The organism is Micromonospora sp. NPDC005174 (assembly GCF_040608495.1).
Classification (GTDB): domain Bacteria; phylum Actinomycetota; class Actinomycetes; order Mycobacteriales; family Micromonosporaceae; genus Micromonospora.
In genome coordinates this window covers 21585-36547 of the sequence record NZ_JBEXIJ010000036.1, presented here as the reverse complement: position 1 = coordinate 36547, position 14963 = coordinate 21585, and the positions used below count along the sequence as shown (strand labels likewise).

At 72.9% G+C, this 14963-nt stretch carries 12 protein-coding genes; 2 read left to right on the top strand and 10 right to left on the bottom strand.

The genetic code is table 11. The annotated features are described in order from the left end of the window. Nucleotides 1-2: 2 nt before the first annotated feature. Nucleotides 3-2546 (bottom strand): nitrate- and nitrite sensing domain-containing protein, encoded by a 2544-nt coding sequence (locus tag ABZU91_RS28410; RefSeq protein WP_355246860.1) that lies wholly within the window; start codon nt 2544-2546, stop codon nt 3-5. A gap of 99 nt (nt 2547-2645) precedes the next feature. Next, the gene (locus ABZU91_RS28405; RefSeq protein ID WP_355246857.1) at nt 2646-4058 is read right to left on the bottom strand and encodes an FGGY family carbohydrate kinase; all 1413 of its coding nucleotides are present in this window, start codon (nt 4056-4058) and stop codon (nt 2646-2648) included. A 263-nt stretch (nt 4059-4321) separates the two neighbouring features. Between ABZU91_RS28405 and ABZU91_RS28400 the strand changes: the two genes are divergently transcribed. After that, the gene (locus ABZU91_RS28400; RefSeq protein WP_355246855.1) at nt 4322-6226 is read left to right on the top strand and encodes an anthranilate synthase family protein; all 1905 of its coding nucleotides are present in this window, start codon (nt 4322-4324) and stop codon (nt 6224-6226) included. A 106-nt stretch (nt 6227-6332) separates the two neighbouring features. Here ABZU91_RS28400 and wrbA read toward each other — a convergent pair whose 3' ends face one another. The 5 genes from wrbA to ABZU91_RS28375 all read right to left on the bottom strand — a co-directional run bounded on the left by wrbA (nt 6333) and on the right by ABZU91_RS28375 (nt 9405). After that, nucleotides 6333-6950, bottom strand: coding sequence for an NAD(P)H:quinone oxidoreductase (gene wrbA, locus ABZU91_RS28395; RefSeq protein ID WP_355246852.1), 618 nt, complete (start codon nt 6948-6950; stop codon nt 6333-6335). 271 nt (nt 6951-7221) lie between these two features. Continuing rightward, nucleotides 7222-7590, bottom strand: a complete 369-nt coding sequence (locus ABZU91_RS28390; RefSeq protein WP_355246849.1) for a DUF3037 domain-containing protein — start codon at nt 7588-7590, stop codon at nt 7222-7224. Continuing rightward, on the bottom strand, nt 7587-8345 hold the full coding sequence (locus ABZU91_RS28385) for a HipA family kinase (protein ID WP_355246846.1): 759 nt from the start codon (nt 8343-8345) through the stop codon (nt 7587-7589). The genes ABZU91_RS28390 and ABZU91_RS28385 overlap by 4 nt, the downstream gene beginning before the upstream one ends. 61 nt (nt 8346-8406) lie before the next feature. Continuing rightward, nucleotides 8407-8799: a DUF4190 domain-containing protein gene (locus tag ABZU91_RS28380; RefSeq protein WP_355246843.1), complete on the bottom strand. Its 393-nt coding sequence runs from the start codon at nt 8797-8799 to the stop codon at nt 8407-8409. 123 nt (nt 8800-8922) lie between these two features. Then, the gene (locus tag ABZU91_RS28375) at nt 8923-9405 is read right to left on the bottom strand and encodes a nuclear transport factor 2 family protein (RefSeq protein WP_355246840.1); all 483 of its coding nucleotides are present in this window, start codon (nt 9403-9405) and stop codon (nt 8923-8925) included. A gap of 127 nt (nt 9406-9532) precedes the next feature. Between ABZU91_RS28375 and ABZU91_RS28370 the strand changes: the two genes are divergently transcribed. Then, entirely contained in the window at nt 9533-10642 is a 1110-nt protein-coding gene (locus ABZU91_RS28370) for a winged helix DNA-binding domain-containing protein (protein WP_355246837.1), read from the top strand. Between the two features lie 9 nt (nt 10643-10651). Here ABZU91_RS28370 and malQ read toward each other — a convergent pair whose 3' ends face one another. From malQ to ABZU91_RS28355, 3 genes are all read right to left on the bottom strand, one after another. After that, nucleotides 10652-12673, bottom strand: a complete 2022-nt coding sequence (gene malQ, locus ABZU91_RS28365; protein WP_355246834.1) for a 4-alpha-glucanotransferase — start codon at nt 12671-12673, stop codon at nt 10652-10654. 257 nt (nt 12674-12930) lie between these two features. Next, nucleotides 12931-14115 (bottom strand): sn-glycerol-3-phosphate ABC transporter ATP-binding protein UgpC, encoded by a 1185-nt coding sequence (ugpC, locus tag ABZU91_RS28360; RefSeq protein ID WP_355246830.1) that lies wholly within the window; start codon nt 14113-14115, stop codon nt 12931-12933. Between the two features lie 10 nt (nt 14116-14125). Beyond that, entirely contained in the window at nt 14126-14962 is an 837-nt protein-coding gene (locus tag ABZU91_RS28355; protein WP_355246827.1) for a carbohydrate ABC transporter permease, read from the bottom strand. Between the last annotated feature and the right edge of the window lies 1 nt (nt 14963).

The window sequence follows — 14963 nt, the reverse complement described above, 5'->3', positions numbered from 1 at the left end:
CGTCACTGTCGTCGTCCTCCTTCGTCGTGCCCCCACGAGGGTGGCACCGGTATCTCGGTGGTGTCCTCGGCCTCGGCACGCCGTACCCCGCTGTAGAGCCGGGAAAGCATGCCACCGACCGCGTCCGGGTCGAGTTCGGCGCGCGGCGACGCCGAGCCCGGCTGGGCGGGGCGGGTGACCGCGGAGAGTTGCGCCATCGGCACGCGTACCGGAAGCCCTCGCTCGTTCGTGCCGGCCGTCACCGGCGTGGCGGGCGGCACGGGCTGGACGGGGGCGGCCGGACCGGTCGGACCCTGCCGGGACCACCAGCCGCCGTCGTTCGAGGAGGCAGCGGTCGGGGACAGGACGTCATCGGCGCGTACCGGCACGGGACGGGTCTGGCGCGGCACGGCGGCAGACGGCGGACGACCGGCCACCGGGAGGTCCAGCGGCGCGGCGGCCGGCCCGCGGGCGCCGCCGGGCGGAGACGCCCCCGGTGTGCGCTGCGACGCGGCGCCCCGCGCGGCGCTCGACGCCAGCATCCGGGCGGACGCCGGCGGATCCAGCTCCACCGTGCCGCCGGGCGCCAGCAGGGTCGGCGGCAGCACGAGCCGCGCGACGAGGCCACTGTGGCGTCCTTCGAGCTGTACCCGCACGCCCAGTCGGCTCGCCAGGTGACTCACCACGAACAGGCCCATCCGCTCGACCGCCGCGACGTCCGCGGCCGGCGGGCTGGCCAGCATCGCGTTGGCCTCGGCCAGCGCGGCCGAGCTCATGCCCAGGCCGTCGTCGACGATCTCGATCAGCGCCGAGGACGCCTCGACCCGGGCGGTCACCACGACGGACGTGTCCGGACGCGAGAACGCCGTGGCGTTCTCCAGCAGCTCGGCCAGCAGGTGCACCAGCTCACCGACCGCGTGCCCGACCACGTTGACGGCGCCCATCGACTCCAGCCGTACCCGCTGGTACTGCTCGATCTCGGCGGCGGCGGCCAGCAGCACGGTGCCCAGACCCACCGGGCGGTTCCACCGGCGGGTGGAATCCGTACCGGCCAGCACCAGCAGGCTCTCGTCGTTACGGCGCATACGGGCGGCCAGGTGGTCGAGCTTGAACAGGTTCTCCAACTGGTCCGGGTCGCTCTCCTCACGCTCCAGGTCGTCGAGCAGCTCCAGTTGACGCTCCACGAGCACCTGGCTGCGGCGCGCCAGGTTGACGAACATCGCGTTGACGTTGCGACGCATCAGCGCCTGCTCGACGGCGACCGTCACGGCGCTGCGGTGCACCGCGACGAATGCCTCGGCCAGCTCACCGATCTCGTCGAGCGACCGGACCACCGCCGGCGCCACGTCGATGCTCGGCACGCCACCGGTGACGGTACGCAGCCGGTCCAGCGCGTCGGGCAGCTCCACCTGCGCGATCCGCAGCGCCTGGCTACGCAGCAGCCGCATCGACCGGGCGACCGACCGCCCGACCAGCAGGGAGATCAGCAGGGCGACCAGCAGCACCGCCACGACGCCACCGACCACCAGCAGGGTGGTCCGCAGTTGGCCACTGCTGGCATCGTCGGCCTGGCGCACCGCGTCGTCGAGCACACTCGCCTCGACCTGCCGCAGCAGATCCTGACGCTGCTGGCTCGCCGACCACCACTGCTCCGAGGGCAGCACCTCCGGCGCCGCGTCGCCCACCGGGAGGCTGCGCTCCTCCAGGCGGGTGGCGACCTGGAACATCGGGTTCACCGAGGTTTCGTCGTACCGCCGGATCTGGTCGCTGGTGGCGGACACCCGGAACGCGCCGAGCGCGGTGAGCTGCTGGGCGCGCAGGTCGGAGAGGATCACCCGGTCCTCGGTGCCGTACCGGCCGGCCCGACCGGCGGCGTAGAGCTGCCCCCGGACCCGGGAGGACAGCTCCTTGACCCGGGCGATCTGGACGTAGCGCAGTACGGCGTCGCTCAACCCCGGCTGGCCCTGGCCCGGCGTCGGCTCGGCGAGCAGGTCCAGCAGCGCGTCGACCGCCCGGTGGTAGTTGCTCAGGATGGTGTCGTTGCTGAGCACCGCCGGCGGGATGGCCGGTCGGATGTCGATCACCTGGTCGTACGCCTCGAGCACCTCGGAGAAGGCCACCCGCCAGGAGGCGTCGGCGTCGGCCAACGGCTCGGCCGCCTGGCGCAGGTCCTCGACGGCGCGGTCGGTGGCAGACTGCAACGGCCGCAGGGCGGTGGCCGCCGACTCCCGGTCGCCACCACGGCGCAGCTCCCCCAGCTCGCCCGCCGAACGGTCCCGCTCCTGCTGGAGCTGGTCGACCACGGCGGTGATCTGCCGGCCGATGCCGACCTGCTGGGAGAAGTCGTTGAGCGTGGCCGTCCGCCCGACAAGTGTGCTGGTCTGCACGCCCGCGAGCACGAGGAACGCCATCGACGGCACCAGCAGCACGGTGGCCAGCTTGGTGCTCATCCGCCAGTCCCGCAGTCGGAACGGCGAGCGGCGTCGATGCGGAACGACCCGGACGTCGAAACGACGCCGGCGGTGGTTCGACACCGCACCGGCCACCGGGTCGGGACCTGCCGCCACCCTGCCTCCTCCGTCCTGCCGCGTCCACCGCGACCCGGGGAGCGGAGTCCATCCAACCAGGCTCGGTGACACTGTCAACGGCCCGGGCAGGCCGAAAGTTCAGGAAGGATACTGCGGGTGGGAACGTCCTGTCGTGGTCGGTGAGACCAGCTCGTCCGTCCGGCCGATGTCGGCGAGCGCCGCCGCCGCACCAAAGCGGCCCAGCGCCACCAACGCGGCCCCGGTCGCACCGATCTCCGGGTTGCGTTGGTGCGACACCGGTCGCGGGGCGAGCGCGGCGGCGAACGCCTGCCGCCACCACACCGACGCGGCCACCGCACCGCCGCCCAGCACCACCCCGACCGGTTTGTCGATCGTGGACTCCAGCACCGCGAGGTCCTCGGCGACCAGGCCGCACAGTCCCTGCATCAGCCCGGCCAGGATGTCCACGGCCGTGGTGCTGAAACTCAGACCGCGCAGCTCGCCGGTGCCGGCCGGCGCCAACCCGGGTGCCCGGTCGCCGCCGAAACGGGGATCGGCCGGCCGGCCACCGCCCACCGGTACCAGCGCCAGCGCCGCGTCCAACTCGTCCCCCTCGGGCAGCCGCAGCTCCCGGTTGGCCCAGGCGAACAGGTTGCCACCGCTGGAGTACGCCGCCCCGGTCACCACGTGGTCGTGGTCGACCCGGTAGCGCCAGAGGCGTTCGGGCAGCCGCGGCAGCGGCTCGCCGGCCGGGATGCGCTGCATCAGGCGTACGGCGGCGGAGGTGCCGACCGTGACCGCGGCCCGGCTCGGGTCGGCGCAGCCCGAGCCGACGTTGGATGCCCCGCCGTCGCCCACCGGCGGCGCCCAGCGGGCCTCGGCCAGCTGCGGCCAGCGGCGGGCCCGGTCGGGACGTAGCCGGCCGTGCCAGTCCAACTCGCCGAGGGACGGCAGGTCGCGGGGTCGCGCGCCGGCCAGCGTCAGCGCCTCCTCGTCCCAGCGCAGGGTGGCGAGGTCGAGCAGACCGGTGCCGGAGGCCTGCGAGATCGACATGGGCGCCGTCTGGAGCAGCTCGCCCAGTACGTACTCCGGGAGGCCGACGAACCGGGCGATCGGAGTGCCGGACTGTTCCCGCAGCCAGGGCAGGCGCACCGGCCAGTAGGAGCGGTGCCACCAGCAGCCCGTGCGCTGGTGGAAGCCGTCCGGGTCGGCCGGACCGGACGTGTCGCCGACCGGCGTGGGTCGGGTGTCCAGCCAGGTGACGACCGGTCCCAGCGGAGTGCCGTCGCGGTCGAGCGGCAGCACCGAGTGCCACTGCGCGGACGTCGCCACCATGTCGACGTCGTGCAGGTGCCCCGCCTCGGCCAGCTCGTCCAGACACTCGATGAGGCAGGCGAGGTAGTCGGGTCCGGAGAGGGTGCCGGTGCCGTCGTCCCCGATGGCGAGTCGGACCTTCCGCCGGGCCAGGGCGCCGGGCAGCGGGCGGGTTGCCCCGTCCAGCACCAGCCCGCGTACGGAGGAGGTGCCCAGGTCGAGTGCGAGAATGTTCATCGCCGGTCAAGTTACCCGGTGCCGGCCTGGCGCGGACCGTGGTCCGCCCCGGCACACCCGTACGTCCGAAGGGGTCCCGGGTCGGGCCGTCACCGCGTAAGGTGAACCGCATGCTCGCGCACCCGACCTCCTGGTGGCCCGCCGACCCGGCGGCCACCCCCCGCGCGTAGCTTCACCCACGCGGCCGCCATCGAGGCGGCCGCCGGATCTCCGGCCCGGATGGCCGCCCACGCTGGCGGCACCCGGCATCCACGGAGACCACGATGACCAGCCTGACCGACCTGCTCGCCGCCATCTCCCGCGGCGACGACCCCGGCCCCTTCGCGCTGCTGCGCCGCGAGGGCGCCGACGACCTGGAACTCTTCACCGGCCCCGTCGCCGTCGTCGACCGGCTGGCCGACATCCCGCTGCCCCCGGGCGCGCCCGGGGCGCAGACGTTGGCCCTGGTTCCGTACCGGCAGATCGCCGAGCGCGGTTTCGCCTGCGTCGACGACGACGCGCCGCTGGAGTGCCTCCAGATCCGCGAGCACGGGCGGATTCCGCTGGCCGAGGCCCTGGCCGCGCTGCCCGACGAGCCGGTCCGCACCCGGGACGCCGCGTTCGACGTCAGCGACGAGGAGTACGCGCGGATCGTGCAGCAGGTGCTCACCGACGAGATCGGTCGCGGCGAGGGCGCCAACTTCGTCATCCACCGCACCCTGCACGCCACCGTGCAGGGTGCGCCGCTGGTCGCCGCGCTGGCCGCGCTGCGCCGGCTGCTGGTCGCCGAGCGCGGCGCCTACTGGACGTTCGTGGTGCACACCGGCACCCGGACCATGGTCGGCGCCAGCCCGGAACGGCACGTCAGCGTCGACGACGGGCTCGTGATGATGAACCCGATCAGCGGCACCTTCCGACCGGCCGGCGGCACCCCGGACCGGTCGGCGCTCCTGCGGTTCCTCGCCGACCCGAAGGAGATCGAGGAGCTGTACATGGTGCTCGACGAGGAGCTGAAGATGATGGCGACCGTCGCCGAGCACGGCGGTCAGGTCATCGGCCCGTACCTCAAGGAGATGTCGCACCTGGCCCACACCGAGTACCTGCTCGCCGGGCGGGGCACCCGCGACGTGCGGGAGGTGCTGCGGGAGACGATGTTCGCGCCCACCGTGACGGGCAGTCCGATGGAGAACGCCTGTCGGGTCATCGCGCGGCACGAGCGCCGGGGTCGGGGCTACTACGCGGGCGTGCTGGCGCTGCTCGGTCACGACGACGCGGGCCGGCAGACGCTCGACGCGCCGATCCTGATCCGTACCGCCGAGATCTCCGGCGCCGGCCGCCTGCGGGTGCCGGTGGGGGCCACCCTGGTCCGGCATTCGACGGCGGCCGGCGAGGTGGCCGAGACCCACGCCAAGGCGGCCGGGGTGCTGGCCGCGCTCGGCCTGGGCCCGGCGGCGTCCGTCGGCGAGCGCGGGCCGGTCGTGCGGCTGGCCGACGACCCGGAGGTACGCGACGCGCTCGCCGCGCGTAACACGCCGCTGGCCCGGTTCTGGCTGGACCAGCGGGCGCCGGACGCGCCCGGCCTGCCGGGGTTGGTCGGTCTGCGGGCGCTGATCGTGGACGCGGAGGACACCTTCACCGGCATGTTGGCACACCAACTGGGCGCGCTGGGTCTCGCCGTCACGCTACGTCCGTGGCACGAAGGCGGCCCGCTGGACGGGTACGACCTGGTGGTGGCCGGTCCCGGGCCGGGTGATCCGAGCAGCCCGGACGATCCGAAGATGGCGGCGCTGCGGGAACTGCTGGACGAGTTGCTGGCGACCGGCCGGCCCACCCTCGCTGTCTGCCTCGGGCACCAGGTGCTGGCCGGACTGCTGGGGTTGCGCCTGCACCGCCGGGACGCGCCCTATCAGGGGCTGCAACGGGAGGTCGCGTTGTTCGGTCGGTCCCGCCGGGTGGGCTTCTACTCCTCGTTCACCGCCCGCGCCGAGATGGACCGGCTGGACACCGCGTACGGGACGGTGGAGCTGGCCCGGGACGTACGCGACGGGTCCGTGCACGCCCTGCGCGGGCAGGGCTTCGCCGGGGTGCAGTTCCACCCGGAGTCGGTGCTCAGCCCGGACGGGGTGACCGTGCTGACCGAGTTGCTGGCCGACCTGTTGCCGGCGTCGCGCGCGGCCCACCACGCCTAGCCGCGGCTCGTCCGGTATGGGGACCACCGTCGCGGGGTAGGGCTGGGGCGACCGGTGGTGCGAGCGGGCCGAGAGCCCCCCGCCCGTGCCACCGGTCGCCCGTTCGTCAGCCGCCCAGGCCCTGCTTGAGCGCGGTGCCGATCAGCACTGCCCGGCGGGCGGTGAGGCCGCAGGCCTCCAGCGCCACCGCGTCCGGTGCGATCTCTCCGTTGTTGCTGGTGTGCGACGCGCCGTAGGGGTTACCGGCGATGAACTGGCTGGAGTCCGTGTAACCGGGGGGCACCACGACACCGCCCCAGTGGTAGAAGACGTTGAAGAGCGACGTCAGCGTGGTCTCCTGCCCACCGTGCGACGTCGCCGTGGAGGTGAAGGCCGCGTAGACCTTGTTGGCCAGCGCGCCCTGCGCCCACAGCGGTCCGGTGGTGTCAATGAACTGCTTCAGTTGGGCAGCGATCATGCCGTACCGGGTGGGCGATCCGAAGAGCGCCACGTCGGCCCACGCCAGGTCGTCGATCATCGCCTCGGGAACGTCCTGGGTGTCCAGGTGGTGCGCCTGCCAACCGGAGTTCGAGCGGATCGCCTCGTCCGGTGCGAGCTCGCGCACCTTGCGCAGGCGCACGTCCGCACCGGCCTCCCCGGCGGCCTCACACGCGGCCTGCGCCATCTGGTAGGTGATGCCGGTGGCGCTGTAGTAAATCACCGCCACCTTCGTCTGGGCAGCCATCAGATGTGTCCCCTTCTCGTCTCGGGTCGGCTCCCGCGACTACCCCTGGGGCGCGGCGACAAACGACAGATTGGTGGCTTCCGGCCGTCCGGTCTCAAGTTTTCCGCAAGTTCCCGGACGTTCCGATCCGGTCGCCCGCGCGGACGACGATCCTGAGGCCAACCGGTGCCGGCGCGCGATCCCGCCGCCCCCCTGGCACCGGCGCCTGAACGGGGGATCGCGCTCCGCCGGCAACGGCGCTGGCGCAGCGCGATCAGGGGTCACTGCCCGCTCAGCGGACCAGCGCCACCATCAGCCGGTCCAACTCGGCCGCCGGGTCGACGGTGAGGCCGGTGTGCACCGGCCCGGCCTGGATCATCGTGCTGCGCGGCGCGGCCAGCCACCGGAACCGCTCGCCGAGCCGCATCCGGGTGGCCGGCCCGTCACCGGAGCAGGTCCTGTCCAGAGAATCCAGCACCGCGGCCACCGCCGGCAGATCGACGTCGGGCGCGAGGGCGCGCACCCGGTCGGCGTCCAGGTGCGTCCGCGCGGCCAGGAAGTCACGCTGCTGGCAGTAGAGCAGCACTCCCACGTTGATCTGCTCGCCGCGCTCCACGCGGGGCACCAGCCGGATGACGGCGTACTCGAACGGATGCCTCACGCCACGCTCCCCGCCGGTAGCCAGTCCGCCGGACGGGCGACCCGCCGCGACAGGTGCGCCACGTACGCCTCGCGCGCCGCGTCGCCCGAGTCGAAGTCGGCGGCGGTCAGCCACTGGGCCGGCACCAGAGCCAGCACCTCCCGCAGGAGGTCCGGGGTGACCCGGGCGGCCAGTTCGCCGTTGGCCTCGGCGACCCGGTCGGCGTACGGCGCGAGCACGTGGTCCTCGGCCCGGAAGGCGCGGTGCACGGCGGCCTCGGCGCGCGGCCAGTTGTGGTGGAAGTAGAGCGCGGCACCGTGGTCGATCAGCCACAGCTCCCGGTGCCAGACGAGCAGGTTCGGGTTGCGCCAGCTCCGGTCGACGTTCTCCACGTACGCGTCGAACCACAGCACCCGCGAGGCCAGCAGCGGATCGACGGGGTGCGCCACCGGGTCGAAGCCGAGCGCACCCGGGAGGAAGTCCATCCCGAGGTTGGCGCCGCCGCTGTTGCGCAGCAGCTCCTGCACCTCCTGGTCGGGCTCCGCCCGCCCGATCACCGGGTCGATGTCGAGGACCACCAGCGGCGGCACCCGCAGCTCCAGCCGGCGGGCCAGCTCGCCGCAGATCACCTCGGCGACGAGCGCCTTGGGCCCCTGCCCCGCGCCGGAGAACTTCGCCACGTACGTGCCGAGGTCGTCGGCCTCGACGACGCCCGGCAGCGAGCCACCCTCCCGCAGTGGGGTGACGTAGCGGATCGCGGTGACCTGGCGGAGCACGCCGTCCACCCTACTGGGGGGCCAGTGGCACGCCCTGGCCCCCCACACGCCGGGACCGGTGTCAGTCGAGCTTGTCCCGCAGGTTGTTGACCTGGGTCTGGAGGCGGTCCACCGCGTTCTCGTTGTTGACGAACGTGGTGATGCCCGCGGCAAGGCCCAGGCCGATCAGGACCGCCAGGATGCTCAGCACCAGGCCACCGATGGACACGCCCCGGCCGGTCACACCCGGTCGGCGGGCCATCTTCAGCCCGACGATGCCGAGGACGATGCCGATGATGCCGAGCACCAGCCCCAGCCAGGCGAGGATGGCGGTCAGCACGCTGAACAGGCCGGCAACCCCGAAGACCAGGGCGAAAGTGGCGGCCGCGCTGGTCTTGGCGCCGGTGGACGCCCGACGGGCCCGAGAATCGGCCGGTACGCCGGCACCCTGGGCCGGCTCGCTTGCGGCAGTCATGAGACTCCCTTCCGTACGCGCGGCGCGCGTACTTCCGGCCGGCGGCATTCCCACGACGGTCACCGTTACGCCTCGTGTCGCCACGATCTGTGGGCGCGATCCAGGCGCGGGCCGCAGGTCAGGTCAGCGAAGCGGCAGGTCGGAGTCGTCCCCGGTCGCCCTCGGGCCGAAGATGCGACGCTCCTCGACGGTGATGGGTACGTCGTTGATGCTGGCCTCACGCCGGGCCAGGTAACCGCGGGCGTCGAATTCCCACTGTTCGTTGCCGTAGCTCCGCCACCACTGGCCGGTGGCGTCGTGCCACTCGTACTGGAACCGTACGGCGATGCGGTTCTCGTGGAACGCCCAGAGCTGCTTACGCAGCGCGTACTCGCGTTCGCGCTCCCACTTGTCGGTCAGGAACTCCTCGATCTCCCGGCGACCCGTGACGAACGTCGACCGGTTGCGCCACACGCTCTCGGGTGTGTAGGCGGCGGCAACGCGCTGCGGGTCGCGGGTGTTCCAGGCGTCCTCGGCGGCCTGCACCTTGATCCGCGCGCTCTGGTCGGTGAAGGGCGGCAACGGGTGCCGCGGTGGTTCGGTCTCGTCGGAGGCGTCACTGCTCATGGCTGTCCTCGTTCCGGTGGCTGTGGTCGGCGATCCTGACGCTAACGCGACACTCTGGAGGGCAACTGGAGACGCCCGGTCCTGGCCTACGCTGACGGGCTCCGACCACCGGAGAGGGGACGTCGCGATGCCTGCCGACCTCAGCGCGGCCGAAGCGCTGGCACTGCGGATGACGAGCCTGCTGCTGCGACCGCATCCCGCCACCCGGCCCGGCACCGTCGCCGAGGTGGTCGAGTGGTTCGGCGCGATGCAGGCGCAGGATCTGGCGAGCGGCCTGTGGTCGCTGGGCGCCCGGCTGCCGGGGTCGACCGTGGCCGACGTACAGGCCGCGCTGGAGCGCCGCGAAGCGCTGCGCACCTGGCCGATGCGCGGCACCGTGCACCTCGTCCCGCCCGCCGACACCCGGTGGATGCTGGAGCTGACCGGCGTCCGCGCGATGTCCGGCTCGGCGACCCGGCGGGCGCAGCTCGGGCTGACCGAGGCCGACGAGGCCCGGGCGCTCGACGTGCTCGGCGCAGCGTTGGCCGGGGGCGGCCGGCTCACCCGGGCGCAGTGCCTCGCCACTCTGCGCGCGGCGGGGATCGGCACCGACGGCCAGCGCGGCTACCACCTGCTCTGGTACGCGAGCGTGCGTGGGGTGACCTGCGTGGCGCCCAACGTCGGCACCGAGCAGACGTTCGTCCTGCTCGACGAGTGGGCGCCGGAGCAACGCAGGCCGGAGCGGGACGAGGCGTTGGCGCTGCTCGCCCACCGCTACGTGCGGGGCCACGGACCGGTCACCGACCGCGAGTTCGCCGGCTGGAGCGGCCTCACCCTGACCGACGCGCGGCGCGGCCTGGCCGCCGCCGACGACCTGCTGGGCACGGTACGTGTCGACGGCGAGCCGATGTACGTGGACGCGGCGCTGGCCGACACCCCGCGCGTCCCGGCGGTCGGTGTGGTGGCGCTGCCGGGCTTCGACGAGTACCTCCTCGGCTACCGGGACCGCACGTTGATGCTCGACACCGCGCACCGGGCGGCCGTGGTGCCCGGCAACAACGGCATCTTCCAGGCCACCGTGGTTCGCGCCGGCCGGGTGGTGGGAGTGTGGAAGCGCAAGGCCGGCCGCGAGGCCGTCACCCTGACGGTACGGCCGTTGACGCCGCTGACCGCCGGCGGACGGACCGACGTCGAGCGGGCGCTGACGCGGTACGCCGACTTCCTCGGACTGCCGCCGCGGTTCGACTGGGCGACCTGAGCGGGCGGGCTACTCCCCCGCCGGGTCGGCGCTGGTCCGCCGGCCGGCTCGGTCGGGGGAGGTGCGCCGAGGACGGGCGGCGGTGAGCAGGTCGACGATCCGGGTCACGCCGGGGTCCGTCCGGATCTGTGCCACGCTCGCCGGCAGCGGCAGCCGCCAGTTCGGATATTCGTCCACCGTGCCCGGCATGTTGGGCTGGCGCACCTCGCCCAGCACGTCGTAGAGGGACACGCCGAGCAGTCGCGCCGGGCTGGCCGCGAGCGCGGCGTGCATCGCCACCACCACGTCACCGTCGTCCGGCTCACCGTCGGCCACCGCCCCGGCGTCGGGCGCCTCGGGCAGCAGTTCCTCGTCGCGCAGCATCGCCAGCAGCCGCTCACGGTCGGCGGCGGCCCGGGCGCGCTCGACGGCCACATCGGTGCCGAGCAGTTTCAACTCGTCGCGTACCCGCACGTGCTCGCCGGTCAGGAAGCCCGGGGCGGTCGGCAGGTCGTGCGTGGAGATCGTGGCGAGGGCGTTGCGCGGCCAACGGGCCGGCGGGGTGAACGCGCCGTCGTCGTCCCGCGCGAACCACAGCACGGTCGACCCGAGCATGTTGCGCCCCCGCAGGCCACGCGTCACCGCGGGTTGGACCGTGCCCAGGTCCTCGCCGACGACCACCGCGCCGGCCCGGTGCGCCTCCAGGGCCAGGATGCCGAGCATCGCCTCGGCGTCGTAGCGCACGTAGGTGCCCTCGGCCGCGCCGGCGCCCGGCGGCACCCACCACAGTCGCCACAGGCCGGCGACGTGGTCGACGCGCAGGCCGCCCGCGTGCCGCAGGGTCCGCCGCAGCATGTCCCGGTACGCCGCGTACCCGGTCTCGGCGAGCCGGTCCGGTCGCCACGCGGCGAGCCCCCAGTCCTGACCGAGCTGGTTGAAGTCGTCCGGCGGCGCGCCGACCCGTACCCCCTGGGCCAGGACGTCGGCGAGCTGCCAGCCGTCCGCGCCGCCCGGGTCGATGCCGACGGCGAGGTCGTGCACCACGCCGACCGGCATGCCGGCCGAGCGGGCTGCCGCCGTCACGGCGTCGAGTTGCTCGTCGCACAGGTGTTGCAGCCAGGCGTGGAAGGCCACCCGGTCGGCGAGTTCGCGACGCTGCTCGGCGACCGCCGGGGCGTCCGGGTGGTGCAGCTCCGCCGGCCAGGCCCGCCAGTCGTTGCCGTGCCGCTCGGCCAGCGCGCACCAGGTGGCGAAGCTGGTCAGCGCCGGGTCCGCGGCGAGGTCAACCGGCTGGGCGTACGGGTGCAGCAGCTCCAGCGCGCGCCGTTTGGCGGTCCACACCTCGTCGTAGTCGATCAGGTCGCCACGGTCCGGACGCAACGCGTCGACCACCGCCCGGGTCGCCGGGTCGGCCGAGGCGTACGCGGCGGTGTCACTGACGCGCAGGTAGAGCGGGTTCACGAAGCGTCGACTGGCCGGCGAGTACGGCGACGCGGCCACCGGGTGCGCCGGCCCGACCGCGTGCAGCGGGTTGAGCAGCACCAGCCCGGCGCCCGTCGCTCCCGCCCACTCGGTGAACTCGGCCAGGTCGCCGAGGTCACCCATGCCCCAGGACCGCTCGGAGGTGAGCGCGTAGAGCTGGAGCATCCAGCCCCAGGTGCGCGGGGGCACCGGCAGCCGCCGGGGCACCACGACGAGGGTCACGTCCCGGCCGTCGCAGGCCAGTCGGTGCCAGCCCAGCGGCAGGTCCCCGGGCAGCTCGCCGTCGACCGCCCGTCGGCCGCCGTCCTCCAGGGACACCACGCCCGGGCCGGGCAGGGCGCGGGTTTTGCCCTCGGTGAGCACCACTGTCGGCGGCAGCGTGGTCCGGTCCACCGCTCGGGCGGCGGCGAGCGCGTCCGCGATCGCGGCGGGGCTGGTGGCGTCCACGCCGAGCAGGCCGAGAACACCCACGACGGTCTCCGGGGCGACCTCGACGCGGCGGTGTCGCCAGTCCTCGTACCAGGTGGACACACCGTGCGCGGTGGCCAACGCAACAAGTCGCCGATCCATCAGTCCCCCGCTCCCCGCCAACACCACAACCTTCGCCCACCCTGCCACGCCCAGCCACAAGCCGCAGCCCACCCCCGCGCCCCCGCCCCCACCCCCACCCCCTCACCCCCGCGCCCTCACCCCCACCCCCTGCTCTCGCCGATCTTGCGCTTTCTGTGGCGACCTAAAGGGCATTTCACCTATGTCGACGACAGAAAGTGCAAGATCGGCGAGAGCAGGGGGCGGGGGTTCGGGTTCGGGGGGTCGGGGGTCGGGGTTCAGTCCTCGTGCAGGGTCAGGTTGCGGCCGGTGGACGGGTCGAACAGGTGGATCTTCTCCAGGTTGAACCAGACTCGGCGGGAATCGCCCTCGGTCGCGCCGGACTCGGCGGACAGCCGGGTGACCAGGTTGCCGCCGCCGCCGGCGAAGTCACCCGCGCCCGCGTCCGCGGCCAACTCCTCCAGCTCGGCGGCGGTGGCCCGCTCACCCTCCACGGTGAGGTAGACGTACTTGTCCGAGCCCATCGACTCGACGATCTCCACCGGCGCCTCGAACTCCAGGCCCCGGCGGCGGGTGTCGTCGTCGATCAGTTCGGCGTCCTCGAAGTGCTCGGGACGGATGCCGAGGATCAGTTCGCGGGGCGCGTCGGCCGCCTCCAACTCCCGGCGGACCCGGTCGTCGAGCGGCACGTCACCCAGGGCGGTACGCAGGCTGCCGTCCTGCACGGCGGCGTGCAGGAAGTTCATCGACGGGGAGCCGATGAAACCGGCCACGAAGAGGTTGCGCGGGCGGTCGTACAGCTCCTGCGGCGGGCCGACCTGCTGCACCGCGCCACCCCGCATGATCACTACCCGGTCGCCGAGGGTCATGGCCTCGGTCTGGTCATGGGTGACGTAGACGGTGGTGGTGCCCAGCTGCTTCTGCAACCGGGACACCACCGTACGCATCTGCACGCGCAGCTTCGCGTCGAGGTTGGACAGCGGCTCGTCCATGAGGAACGCCTTGGGCTGGCGGACGATCGCCCGGCCCATCGCCACCCGCTGCCGCTGGCCACCCGAGAGGTTCGCGGGTTTGCGGTCCAGCAGCGCGGTCAGCTCCAGCACCTTCGCGGCCTCGTCGACCTTGGAGTTGATCGTCTCCTTGTCGAGCTTCGCCAGGCGCAGCGGGAACGCCATGTTCTCCCGGACGGTCATGTTCGGGTAGAGCGCGTACGACTGGAACACCATGGCGATGTCCCGGTCCCGGGGGGCCTTGTCGTTGACCCGCTTGCCGGCGATGCGCAGTTCGCCGGAGCTGATGTCCTCCAGGCCGGCGATCATGTTGAGGGTGGTGGACTTTCCGCAGCCCGAGGGGCCGACCAGGATCACGAACTCACCGTCGGCGATCTCCAGGTCGACGTCCCGCACGGCGACCGTCCCGTCCGGGAAACTCTTGCTCACCTTGTCGAGCACGATGTCAGCCATGACTACTCACCTATCCCTTGACTGCGCCGGAGGTCAGGCCGGACACGATGCGGCGCTGGAAGAAGAGGACGAACAGGATGATGGGCACGGTGATCACCACGGCGGCGGCGCAGATCGCCCCGGTAGGGTCCTCGAACTGTGACGCGCCGGTGAAGAACGACAACGCCGCCGGCACCGTGCGGGACCGCTCGGTGGAGGTCAGCGAGATGGCGAACAGGAAGTCGTTCCAGCAGAAGATGAAGACCAGGATCGCCGTCGTGAACAGGCCGGGAGCGGCCAGCGGGGCGATCACCCGCCGGAACGCCTGCGCCTGCGTCGCGCCGTCCATTTTCGCCGCCTTCTCCAGGTCCCACGGGATCTGCTTGAAGAACGCCGACAGCGTGTAGATCGCCAACGGCAACGCGAAGGTGATGTACGGCAGGATCAGCCCGAGCCAGGTGTCGAAGATCCTGGCCTGCCGTTCGATCTCGAACAGCGGCGACACCAGCGACACCTGCGGGAACATCGCGATCAGCAGCGAGATGCCGACCAGCAGCCGCTTGCCCGGGAAGTCCAGGCGACTGATCGCGTACGCGGCCATCGCCCCGAGCACCACCGCGATCAGGGTGGCGATGAGCGCGATGCCGATGGAGTTGACGAGTGCCCGCACGAACTGGTCGGTGTCGAAGATCGTGCGGTAGTTGTCCAGCGTCCACTCCCGGGGGAAGAACCTCCCGTCGGTGAGGGTGGCCGGCGTCTTGAACGACAGCGAGGCGATCCACAGCACCGGGACCAGCGCGAAGACGACCACGAGGATGTCCAGCAGGCCCCAGCGCAGCTTCGCCCGGGTGGTGGTTTCCGCAGCCATG

Excerpts from the sequence above, each read along its gene's own strand:
- ABZU91_RS28405 (WP_355246857.1), bottom strand. The coding sequence starts at position 4,058 with ATGAACATTCTCGCACTCGACCTGGGCACCTCCTCCGTACGCGGGCTG.
- ABZU91_RS28400 (WP_355246855.1), top strand. The coding sequence starts at position 4,322 with ATGACCAGCCTGACCGACCTGCTCGCCGCCATCTCCCGCGGCGACGAC.
- wrbA (WP_355246852.1), bottom strand. The coding sequence starts at position 6,950 with ATGGCTGCCCAGACGAAGGTGGCGGTGATTTACTACAGCGCCACCGGC.
- ABZU91_RS28380 (WP_355246843.1), bottom strand. The coding sequence starts at position 8,799 with ATGACTGCCGCAAGCGAGCCGGCCCAGGGTGCCGGCGTACCGGCCGAT.
- ABZU91_RS28375 (WP_355246840.1), bottom strand. The coding sequence starts at position 9,405 with ATGAGCAGTGACGCCTCCGACGAGACCGAACCACCGCGGCACCCGTTG.
- ABZU91_RS28370 (WP_355246837.1), top strand. The coding sequence starts at position 9,533 with ATGCCTGCCGACCTCAGCGCGGCCGAAGCGCTGGCACTGCGGATGACG.
- malQ (WP_355246834.1), bottom strand. The coding sequence starts at position 12,673 with ATGGATCGGCGACTTGTTGCGTTGGCCACCGCGCACGGTGTGTCCACC.
- ugpC (WP_355246830.1), bottom strand. The coding sequence starts at position 14,115 with ATGGCTGACATCGTGCTCGACAAGGTGAGCAAGAGTTTCCCGGACGGG.
- ABZU91_RS28355 (WP_355246827.1), bottom strand. The coding sequence starts at position 14,962 with ATGGCTGCGGAAACCACCACCCGGGCGAAGCTGCGCTGGGGCCTGCTG.